Source organism: Stenotrophomonas sepilia (genome assembly GCF_003244875.1).
Taxonomy (GTDB): Bacteria; Pseudomonadota; Gammaproteobacteria; order Xanthomonadales; family Xanthomonadaceae; genus Stenotrophomonas; species Stenotrophomonas sepilia.
The window spans coordinates 339,164-349,174 of sequence record NZ_LXXZ01000026.1; the positions used below are offsets into that span (position 1 = coordinate 339,164).

General features: G+C 67.1%; 8 protein-coding genes. All 8 read left to right on the forward strand.

Annotated features, from left to right (window positions below):
- Positions 1-35: 35 nt before the first annotated feature.
- The 8 genes from A7X97_RS03990 (at position 36) to bamA (ending at position 9,722) form a co-directional block, all read left to right on the forward strand.
- Positions 36-1,571 carry a GGDEF domain-containing protein gene (locus A7X97_RS03990; RefSeq protein WP_005415855.1) on the forward strand — a complete coding sequence of 512 codons (1,536 nt, stop codon included), beginning with the start codon at positions 36-38 and terminating at the stop codon, positions 1,569-1,571.
- A gap of 120 nt (positions 1,572-1,691) precedes the next feature.
- The gene (gene pyrH / locus A7X97_RS03995) at positions 1,692-2,420 is read left to right on the forward strand and encodes a UMP kinase (protein WP_005415854.1); all 729 of its coding nucleotides are present in this window, start codon (positions 1,692-1,694) and stop codon (positions 2,418-2,420) included.
- 96 nt (positions 2,421-2,516) lie between these two features.
- Positions 2,517-3,071, forward strand: a complete 555-nt coding sequence (frr, locus tag A7X97_RS04000; RefSeq protein WP_005415853.1) for a ribosome recycling factor — start codon at positions 2,517-2,519, stop codon at positions 3,069-3,071.
- A 5-nt stretch (positions 3,072-3,076) separates the two neighbouring features.
- Complete coding sequence (uppS, locus tag A7X97_RS04005; RefSeq protein WP_049412139.1) at positions 3,077-3,844, forward strand: polyprenyl diphosphate synthase; 768 nt, start codon at positions 3,077-3,079, stop codon at positions 3,842-3,844.
- Positions 3,841-4,677, forward strand: coding sequence for a phosphatidate cytidylyltransferase (locus A7X97_RS04010; protein WP_061480179.1), 837 nt, complete (start codon positions 3,841-3,843; stop codon positions 4,675-4,677). Before uppS ends, A7X97_RS04010 begins: the two co-directional genes overlap by 4 nt.
- 2 nt (positions 4,678-4,679) lie before the next feature.
- The gene (locus A7X97_RS04015; protein WP_111007620.1) at positions 4,680-5,870 is read left to right on the forward strand and encodes a 1-deoxy-D-xylulose-5-phosphate reductoisomerase; all 1,191 of its coding nucleotides are present in this window, start codon (positions 4,680-4,682) and stop codon (positions 5,868-5,870) included.
- A gap of 55 nt (positions 5,871-5,925) precedes the next feature.
- The gene (gene rseP, locus A7X97_RS04020; RefSeq protein ID WP_061480177.1) at positions 5,926-7,284 is read left to right on the forward strand and encodes an RIP metalloprotease RseP; all 1,359 of its coding nucleotides are present in this window, start codon (positions 5,926-5,928) and stop codon (positions 7,282-7,284) included.
- Between the two features lie 74 nt (positions 7,285-7,358).
- Entirely contained in the window at positions 7,359-9,722 is a 2,364-nt protein-coding gene (bamA, locus tag A7X97_RS04025; RefSeq protein WP_053497093.1) for an outer membrane protein assembly factor BamA, read from the forward strand.
- The last annotated feature ends 289 nt before the right edge of the window (positions 9,723-10,011 follow it).

A 10,011-nucleotide genomic window follows, 5' to 3' on the forward strand; every position in this document is an offset into this window, starting at 1 on the left:
GGTATTCTTGTCCCAATGGAATTGAACGACCCGACATGCCTCCCGAGCTGACAGCTGCCCTGGCGCTCTGCCGCAACCTGCCTTCGCCACCCGGTATTGCCCTGCGCATCATCGAACTGGCTCAGGACCCGGAAGCGGACATCGCCACCGCCGCCGACATCATCGCCATCGACATGGCGCTGAGCGCTCGCATGCTGCGCATCGCCAATTCGCCGCTGTATGCCAGCCGCCGCCGCATCGAGAACCTCGGCCAGGCGCTGACCATGCTGGGCCTGAACGCCACGATCAGCCTCGCCCTCGGCTTCACCGTCACCCAGGGCCTGACCGGCGGTGGCGCCGATCATGACCTGCGCCAGCGCGCGTGGAAGCGCAGCATCCTCAGTGCCCTGGCCGCCAGCCAGCTGGGCCAGGCGCGCGGCCTGCGCCGGCTGGAGGAGCTGATGCTGGCCGGACTGCTGCAGGACCTGGGCGTGCTGTGCCTGGCCCAGGCCGAGTCGGAGCGCTACCTGCCACTGCTGCGCGAGGCACGCGACAACATCGACCTGGTTTCCCGCGAGCGCGAGGCGCTGGGCTGCAGCCACGCCGACGTCGGCGCCTGGGTGGCCGAGCAATGGGGCCTGCCACGTTACCTGGTGGAGAGCATCAGCCACAGCGAGGACGAGGACGCCGCCGAATCGCCATTCCAGGCCTGCGTGCAACTGTCCGGCGCAGTGGCCGACATCTGGCTGGATAACGATGCCGATGCCGCGCGCGAGCGCGCCCTGCAGCAGGTGCACGACCGCCTGGAGCTGGACAGCGCGCGCTTCGACCAGGTGCTGGCCCGCATCAGCGAGGCCCTGCCCGACATCGCCAGCCTGTTCGATGCCGGCCTCAATTCGCCGGCGCGGGTGCGCGAGCTGATCGATCACGCGCAGGAACTGGCCACGCTGCGCAACCTGCGCGAACTGCAGGATGCCGACCAGGCACGCCGCCGTGCCGACGAATTCGAGGCGCGCGCCAAGCGCCTGGCCGACCAGGCCCATCGTGATGCATTGACAGGCGTGCTCAACCGCCGCCAGCTGGAAGCGGTGCTGGAGCAGGAATTCCTGCGTGCCGGCCGCCAGGGCTGGCCACTGTCGGTGGCCTTCATCGACCTGGACGACTTCAAGAAGATCAACGACGCCCACGGCCACCTGACCGGCGACGAGGTGCTGCGCGCCTTCGCCGGCAAGCTGCAGGGCCAGTTGCGCAACAGCGACACCGTGGCCCGCTTCGGCGGCGAGGAGTTCGTCGCGCTGCTGCCCAACACCAGCGAAAGCGTGGCCCTGGACGTGATCCGCCGGGTGCTGGCCAACATCGTCGCCACGCCGATGGCCGAGCTGGAGGGTGGTCCGCTGTTCGTCACCTTCTCCGCCGGCGTGGCCACCCAGGGCGGCTACGAGCGCTTCGCCGACGTCCAGGACCTGCTGCGCGCCGCCGACGACGTGCTGTACCGCTCCAAGAACCTGGGCCGCAACCGGGTGATCGCCCGCTCGCCGGGGGCGCTGGGCCATGACGAGCTGTCGGCCACGGCCAGCGCCGAACTGGGCTGAACGGGACGCCCCGGCTGATCGGGCGAACCACCGGATTCTGCGCCGCAGTGCACAAAACACTTTGGCACAACGCCGCATGCGCGTAGAATCGCCCGCGATTTCCACGCACCCGAGGTCCCCATGTCCAAGCTCGCCTATCGCCGCATCCTTCTGAAACTGTCCGGGGAGGCGCTGATGGGAGACGAGGACTACGGCATCGACCCCAAGATCATCAATCGCCTCGCCCGTGAGGTCATCGAAGCCCAGCAGGCCGGTGCCGAGGTCGCGCTGGTGATCGGAGGTGGCAACATCTTCCGCGGCGCCGGTCTGGCCGCCGGCGGCATGGACCGCGTAACCGGCGACCAGATGGGCATGCTGGCCACCGTCATCAACGCCCTGGCCATGCAGGACGCCCTCGAGAAGCTGGGTGCCAAGGCCCGGGTGATGAGCGCGATCAAGATCAACGACGTGTGCGAGGACTACATCCGCCGCCGCGCCATCCGCCACCTGGAAAAGGGCCGCCTGGTGATCTTCGCTGCCGGCGTCGGCAGCCCGTTCTTCACCACCGACTCCGGCGCCGCCCTGCGCGCGATCGAGATCGGCGCCGACCTGCTGCTGAAGGCCACCAAGGTCGATGGCGTGTACGACAAGGACCCGAACAAGCACAGCGATGCGGTCCGCTTCGACAGCCTGAGCTACGACGAAGTGATCCGCCGCGGCCTGGAAGTGATGGACACGGCGGCCTTCGCTCTGGCCCGCGACAGCGACCTGCCGATGCGCGTGTTCGACATGGGCCAGCCGGGCGAACTGCTGAAGATCCTCAACGGCGCGAACATCGGCACCCTGGTCCAGGGCCGCGACCCGGCCTGACCCTGAGCGCAAAGCGACAACCGGGCCGATTCAGGCCCGGCAGCGTCCCGTATTCGCCTATAATCGCCCGATTCCAGATACATCCAGGACCGGGCGATGCTCAACGACATCAAGAACAACGCGCAGACGCGCATGGCCAAGAGCATTGACGCTCTGAAGCACACCCTCACCTCCATCCGGACCGGCCGCGCCACCCCGGCCCTGCTGGACCGCGTGACGGTCAGCGCCTATGGCAACGCCAGCACCCCGCTGAACCAGGTCGCGTCGATCTCCAACGCCGACGCGCACTCGCTGCTGGTCACCCCGTTCGACAAAGGCATGATCAAGGAGATCGAAAAGGGTCTCTACAACGCCGAGTTCACTCCGAACACGCTGGGCACTGCGATCCGCATCAACATGCCGCCGCCGACCGAAGAGCGCCGCAAGGAGCTGGTCAAGCAGGTGCAGAAGGAAGGGGAAGGCGCCAAGATCGCGATCCGCAACATCCGTCAGGACGCGAACAAGGAAATCGCCAAGCTGGTCAAGGACAAGGCGATCAGCGAAGACGAGAAGAAGCGCGGCGAAGACGACATCCAGAAGCTGACCGACGCCAACATCAAGGACGTCGACAAGGTCGTTGCCGACAAGGAAAAAGAACTGCTGTCGGTCTGAAGTCGATGCCTTCAGTCCCGCCTCCGTTGCCTGCCTCCCTGCCCCGCCACATTGCCATCATCATGGATGGCAATGGGCGTTGGGCACAGCAGCGCCGTCGCCCCCGCGTGATCGGCCACCGTGCCGGCGCGCGCGCGGTCAACCGCACCATCGAGCGCTGCCTTGAACTGGGCATCCCGGCACTGACCCTGTTCGCCTTCTCCAGCGAGAACTGGGGCCGGCCGCAGGAGGAAGTGGACGCGCTGATGAAGCTGTTCCTCGGTGCACTCGACCGCGAAGTGGACGAGCTGCACCGGCGTGGCGTGCGCGTGCGCTTCATCGGCGAACGCGAGCGCTTCGGCGCCGGGCTGGTCAGCCGCATGCAGCTGGCCGAGCAGCGCACCGCCGACAACACCACCCTGACCCTGTCGATCGCCGCCAGCTACGGTGGCCGCCAGGACATCGCCCGCGCCGCGCGCGCCCTGGCCGTCGAAGTGGCGGCCGGTCGCCTTCTGCCCGAGCAGATCGATGAATCGCTGCTGGGCAGCCAGGTGGCCCTGGCCGACCTGCCGCCGCCGGACCTGTTCATCCGCACCGGCGGCGACACCCGCATCAGCAACTTCCTGCTGTGGCAGCTCGCCTATACCGAACTGTGGTTCACCGAGGCCCTGTGGCCGGACTTCGACGCCGGGCAGCTGCAGCAGGCGCTCGACGCCTATGCCGGTCGCGAGCGTCGTTTCGGCCTGACCAGCGCCCAGATTGCCGCACTGGCCACCGAGACTTCCAGCCCATGACCAAGACCCGAGTCCTTGCCGCGCTGATCATGGCGCCGCTAGCCATTGCGGCGATCCTGCTGCTGCCCACGCAATGGCTGGCCGCCGCCGCCGCCGCCGTGCTGCTGATCGGCCTGTGGGAATGGCTGAAGCTGGCCGGTATCGAAGACACCCTGGCGCGCACCGTGCTGCTGGTGCTGAACCTGCTGCTGATGGTGCTGCTGGTCTGGGCCGATGGCAGCACCCTGGTCCTGTTCCAGATAACCACGCTGGCCGGCGTTGCCTGGTGGCTGGCCGCGCTGGTCTGGTTGCGCTTCTTCAACTTCGGCGCGCAGCCGTCGGCACCCTCGCGGATCCTGAAGATGCTGGCCGGTACCCTGGCCATCGTGCCGGCGTGGGCCGCGCTGGTGCTGATCCATGCCGGCGGCGATCCGCCGGGCCAGCAGGGCCACCTGTGGCTGCTGGCTGCGCTGGCGCTGGTGTGGGCGGCCGACTCGGGCGCCTATTTCGCTGGCCGCCATTTCGGCAAGCACAAGCTGGCGCCGCGGATCAGCCCCAACAAGACCTGGGAAGGCCTGTTCGGCGGCCTGCTGGCCGGTGTCGCCGTGGCCCTCGGCCTGGGCTGGCTGGCTGGCATCGATGCCGCACACCTGCCCGGCCTGTTGATCACCGCGGTGGTGGCGGTGTTCGCCTCGGTCCTGGGCGACCTGTTCGAGAGCCTGATCAAGCGCCATGCCGGCGCCAAGGACTCGGGCCACCTGATCCCGGGCCACGGTGGCGTGCTCGACCGGGTCGACGGCGTCCTCGCCGCCGTGCCGGTGTTCGCGCTGGGCAAGGAAATCTTCGGGTTCTGACCATGAATGCTGCTGCAGACCTGCGCCGGGTCGCCGTGTTCGGCGCTACCGGCTCGATCGGCGCCTCCACGCTGGACGTGATCGCCCGCCACCCGCACCGCTACCAGGCCACGGTGCTCGCTGCCGGCCGCCAGGTGCAGGCGCTGCTGGCGCTGTGCCGCCAGCACAGACCCGCGCACGCGGTGATCGCCGACGCATCGCTGTTCGCCGAGCTGCGTGACGGCCTGCGCGAGGCCGGACTCACCACCGAGGCCCATGCCGGCCAGGCCGCGCTGGACCAGCTGGCCGCCAGCGATGCCTGCGATACCGTGGTCGCGGCCATCGTCGGCGCGGCCGGCCTGTCCTCGACCCTGGCTGCCGCCGCCGCCGGCAAGCGCATCCTGCTGGCCAACAAGGAATCGCTGGTGCTGGCCGGCGAACTGCTGACCCGGACGGCCGAACGTGCCGGTGCCGAAATCATCCCGATCGACAGCGAGCACAGCGCGATCTTCCAGTGCCTGCGCTCGCGCGATGCCAGTGTCGACGGCGCCGGCGTGCGCCGGATCCTGCTGACCGCCTCCGGCGGCCCGTTCCGTGGCCGCAGTCGCGCCGAACTGGCCCAGGTCACCCCCGCCCAAGCAGTTGCCCACCCCATGTGGTCGATGGGGCCGAAGATCTCGGTCGATTCGGCGACGTTGATGAACAAGGGCCTGGAAGTCATCGAGGCCCACCACCTGTTCGGCGTGCCCGGCGAGCGCATCGAGGTGCTGGTGCACCCGCAGAGCCTGGTCCATTCGCTGGTCGAGTTCGTCGATGGCTCGACCCTGGCCCAGATGGGCCTGCCGGACATGCGCACCACCCTCGCCGTTGGCTTGGGCTGGCCGCAGCGCATCGAATCGGGCGTGGCCGGGCTGGACCTGCTGGCCCAGGGCCGCCTGGATTTCGAGGCCCCGGATACCGACGCCTTCCCCTGCCTGGCGCTGGCCTGGCAGGCGATGCAGGCCGGCGGCACCGCGCCGGCGGTGCTGAACGCTGCCAATGAAGAGGCTGTTTCAGCGTTTCTTCAGGGCCGGATCGGTTTCCTGACGATCCCGGAGCTGGTTGCTAACGCTCTTTCAACACTGCCGACCCAGCCAGCCGATACACTGGAGGTCCTGTTGTCCGCCGACCAGCGGGCACGCCAGCTCACCCTGAACGCCATCGACGCCGCCTGAACGACCGCCTCGCCCAGCATGACGCCGCCGCCCTTGCCCACCACTGTGAGCCTGCATGACTGACTTCATCGGATCGGTCTGGTGGATGATCGTCAGCCTCGGGCTGCTGGTCACCTTTCACGAGTTCGGGCATTACTGGGTCGGGCGCCTGTGCGGGGTCAAGATCCTGCGTTTCTCGGTCGGCTTCGGCCGGCCGCTGTGGTCGCGCCGCGACCGGCACGGCACCGAGTTCGCCATCGCCGCCATCCCGCTGGGCGGTTACGTGAAGTTCCTCGACGAACGCGAGGTCGAAGTGCACCCGCACGAGCGCGGCCAGGCCTTCAACCACAAGACCGTCTGGCAGCGCATCGCGATCGTTGCCGCCGGCCCGATCGCCAATCTGCTGCTGTGCATCCTGCTGCTGTGGGCGATGTTCGTGATCGGCAAGCAGGATTACTCGCCCACCATCGGCCGTGTCAGCGGCATCGCCGCCAGTGCCGGCCTGGCCAGCGGCGACCGCGTGCTGCGCGTGGACGACCGCCAGGTGGTCACCCTCGGCGAGGCCAGCATGGCGCTGACCGCAGCCGCGATGGACCGCCGCGACGTGAAGCTGGAAGTGCTGGATACGGCCGACCAGGTACGCACGCGCACCTTGCCGCTGTCGCAGCTGCCGGCGGGTTTCGATGAGCGGCGGGTGCCGATCCTGGCTGGCCTGCACTGGCAGTCGTGGCTGCAGCCGGCGCAAGTGGAGTCGCTGACTGCGGACTCCGTGGTGGCAGGGCAACTGCAGCCAGGCGACCTGATCGTGGCCATCGACGGCCAGCGCATCGACAGCGTCGACCAGGTGATCGGCGAGATCCAGGCCCTGGGCCGTGCCGGCGGGCCGGGAATGATCGAGGTCCTGCGTGGCGGCGAGCGCCTGGCGCTGGAAGTCACCCCGCGCCAGGGCAAGGACGGCAAGGGCAATCCGGTCTGGCAGATCGGCGTCGGCTTCCCCACCAGCTACAGCCCCGCCTATGACACCCTGCTGCGCTATGGCCCGCTGGATGCGGTGACCGTGGCGGTGCGCGAGACCGGCCGCCTGGCCGCCGACTCGCTGGGCATGATGGGTCGCATCGTGACCGGCAAGGCCTCGCTGCAGAACGTTTCCGGGCCGGTCACCATCGCCCGCGTGGCCAATGTCTCGGCCAAGCGCGGCCTCGACTGGTTCCTGCAGTTCCTTGCCCTGCTGTCGCTCAGCCTGTGCATCATCAACCTGCTGCCGATCCCGATCTTGGACGGCGGCCACCTGCTGTATTACCTTATCGAGTTGGTCAAGGGCAGCCCGCTGAGCGAGCGTGCCATCGCCGCCGGCCAATACATCGGCCTGGCGTTGCTGGCCGGGCTGATGGGGTTGGCGTTCTACAACGACATCCTCGGCCTGGTCCCGCGATGAACTTTTCCACGTTGTTGCCGTCTACAGCGTCGGCATCCCGCACCAATGAAATCGACCTTCCTACCGGACGTGACATGACGCGACTCCCCAATCGCCGCCTGCTGGCCCTCGCCCTCGCCGCCGTCACCGGCGCTCCCGCCCTGGCCCAGGCAGCCGAGCCCTTCACTGTCAGCGACATCCGCGTCGATGGCCTGCAGCGCATCAGCTCGGGCACGGTGTTCACCTACCTGCCGGTGGAACGCGGCGAGACGATCACCGACAACAAGGTCGGCGAGACGATCCGCGCCCTGTACAAGACCGGCTTCTTCGAAGACGTGCAGCTGGACCGCCAGGGCACGATCCTGGTGGTGACCGTCAAGGAACGCCCGGCGATCAACAAACTGACCGTGACCGGCAACAAGGACATCAAGTCCGACCAGCTGCTCAAGGGCCTGTCCGACATCGGCCTGACCGAGGGCGGCACTTTCGATCGCCTGAGCCTGGACCGCGTGACCCAGGAACTGCGCCGCCAGTACAACGACCGTGGCAAGTACAACGTCGACATCACCCCGACGGTGAGCCCGCTGGACCGCAACCGCGTGGACATCGCCATCGCCATCAAGGAAGGCAAGGCCGCCAAGATCCGCCACGTCAACCTGGTGGGCACCGAAAAGTTCGAGAGCAAGGACATCCTGGAGACCTGGGAGTCCAAGGAGCACAACTGGGCGTCGTGGTACCGCCGTGACGACCAGTACTCCAAGGAAAAGCTGTCCGGCGACCTGGAAAAGCTCAATTCCTGGTACCTGGATCGCGGCTACGTCGATTTCAGCATCGATTCCACGCAGGTCTCGATCAGCCCCGACAAGCGCGACATGTTCCTGACCGCGGGCGTGACCGAGGGCGCGCAGTACAAGATCTCCGAGATCAAGGTCAGCGGCGACACCATCCTCCCGCAGGAGGACGTCGAGCGCATGGTGATCCAGAAGTCCGGCGACACCTTCTCGCGTGCCCTGCTGGAATTCAGCTCGGACACCATCACCAATTCGCTGTCCAACATCGGCTACGCGTTCGCCAAGGTGAATCCGATCCCGACCACCAACCGCGCCGAGCAGACCGTGGCCATCAACATGCAGGTCGTGCCCGGCCCGCGCGTGTCGGTGCGCCGCATCCTGTTCCGCGGCAACACCCGCACGTCCGATGAAGTGATGCGTCGCGAAATGCGCCAGTTCGAGAACAGCTGGTACTCGCAGGCCGCGATCGACCGCTCCAAGATCCGCCTGCAGCGCCTGGGCTACTTCGAATCGGTGGAAGTGGAGACCCCGGCCGTCAGCGGCAGCAACGACCAGGTCGACGTCGTCTACAACGTCAAGGAAACCACCTCGGGCAGCTTCGTGTTCGGCCTGGGCTACTCGCAGTCCTACGGCATGACCACGTCGGTGCAGCTGTCGCAGAACAACTTCCTCGGCGGCGGCAACCGCGTGTCGGTCGAAGCCTCGCGCAGCAGCTACCTGCAGCGCTACGGCTTCAGCTACACCAACCCGTACTTCACCGATGACGGCGTGTCGCTGGGCTACAACCTGTCCTGGCGCGAACTGGATTACTCCGACTTCAACACCGCGCAGTACAACAGCACCAACGGTGCCGCGCAGGTGGTGTTCGGCGTGCCGCTGACCGAGACCGACACCGTCTCGCTGATGTTCGGCATCGACAGCAACCAGATCACCACCTACCAGGGCTCCACCCCGCAGTCGATCATCGACTACATCAACGCCGTCGGTAAGCGCACCTTCCATGCCTGGCGCACCGAGCTGGGCTGGGCGCGCGACTCGCGCAACGACTACTTCATGCCGACCCGCGGTACCTACCAGCGTGTGGGCCTGGAAACCACGCTGCCGGGTTCGACCATCGAGTACTACAAGCTGAACTACCAGATCAGCAAGTACTGGCCGATCATGCCGTCGCTGGTGATCAACACCCGCGCCGAAATCGGCTACGGCGATGCCTACGGCAAGGACTACACCCGTACGCTGACCAATCCGGATGGCACCACCCGCACCGTCACCGCCAGCGGCCTGCCGTTCTTCGAGAACTTCTACGCCGGTGGTACCAACTCGGTACGCGGCTTCGAGGACAACACCCTCGGCCCGCGCGAAGTCACCACTGGTTATCCGGAAGGCCAGCCGCTGGGTGGTTCGCTGAAGACCGTCGGTTCGGTGGAAGCCTACTTCCCGCGCCTGTTCGACAGCCCGTCGGCGCGCGTGTCGGCCTTCGTCGACTTCGGCAACGTGTATACCGGCGTGGACAACTTCAAGGCCAACGAGCTGCGCGTATCCACCGGTGTGGCCCTGCTGTGGCGCGCCCCGGTCGGCCCGATCTCGATCAGCTATGCCTTCCCGTTGAAGAAGGAAGACGATGACAAGATCGAGCGCCTGCAATTCACGTTCGGTGGGCAGTTCTGACGAACCGCGGGGCGGTTCGCCAGAACTGCCCCCGCATTCCACCTATCCCCCGCGCCGCTACGCATGCCATCCATGGCATGCGCCCTTCGGGCCGTTGCATAGCAACGTTGGGAATCGCTCCTGCGATTCCCAGGGGCGCGCCCCCCTTAACAAAGGGGGGCTCTCCACCAGACGGGGCGCGAAGCGCCGGGCATTGCCCGGCGTTTTCGTTTGGCCTGGATGCCGGAAGCGCCCGCTCTGCTTTTGATCTTTTCTGTTTTTCCGTGGCTGGCACTCGCGCCAAGCCGTC